The following is a 905-nucleotide window of genomic DNA, read 5'->3' as shown; positions in this document are numbered from 1 at the left end:
TTCTTCTTAACATCTTCTAAGATATTATTAGCTATATCACTTACTGCATTAGAAATAATAGCTGATTCATTAGCAATTTCTACATTATCTTTAGTAGTTTGATCAATAGCAGCTACACTCTCATTGATTTGAGTAATACCTGCAGTTTGTTCTTTAATAGATTCTGCCATATCATTGATAGATTGAACAAGTAAATTTGTATTTGCTTCTATTTCAGATAATGATTTTTGAGTTCTTTCTGCTAGTTTTCTAACTTCATCAGCAACAACAGCAAAGCCTCGTCCATGTTCTCCTGCACGTGCAGCTTCTATAGCAGCATTTAATGCTAAAAGATTGATTTGATCTGCAATATCTCCAATAATACCTGTAACGTTTTTAATTTCTTCAGATTGAGTGATTACATCACTAGTTTTAACTGAAACATTTTGCATAGAAGAAGTGATTTCTTCTAAAGCAGCAGCTGTTTCTTCTAAGGAAGCTGCTTGAGAATTAGAAGAAGAAGTTAGGTTTTGAACAGCATTTTGTAATTTAGAACTCTCACTTGCTAAGTGATTAGCAAATTCAGAACTTTGTTTTAACATTTTAATGATTTCTTCACCTAAAGCATTAGTTGTAACTTCAACACTACCACTAGCATTTTCTAATTTATTTCTAAAGTCTAAGCTCTTATATTCTTCAAAGATTTTATGAATAGCATTCATATCAGAACCTACTTTAGCTTGTAAGACATCTAAGAGTTTATTAAGAACGTTTTTAAGTTCTACAAGTTGAGGATTTCTTGGATTTGCAGTGATTCTTGCTGTTAAATCTCCTCTTTCTACTGTTTGAACTGTAGAGACTGATTCTTTTACAGCTTGGTTATCTTGTTCTAAACCTTGTTTAGTAGCAAGGATGTTTTCATTGAT

1 protein-coding gene is annotated in these 905 nt (G+C 31.5%); it reads right to left on the bottom strand.

Features of this window, described 5'->3' with window-relative positions; genetic code table 11:
* On the bottom strand, nucleotides 1-905 hold a 905-nt coding region (locus tag CQA69_RS08860; RefSeq protein ID WP_137621404.1), incomplete at both ends, for a methyl-accepting chemotaxis protein.

The sequence above is a fragment of the Campylobacter estrildidarum genome, from assembly GCF_005406205.1.
Classification (GTDB): domain Bacteria; phylum Campylobacterota; class Campylobacteria; order Campylobacterales; family Campylobacteraceae; genus Campylobacter_D; species Campylobacter_D estrildidarum.
This window is presented reverse-complemented; position numbering and strand designations above follow the sequence as displayed.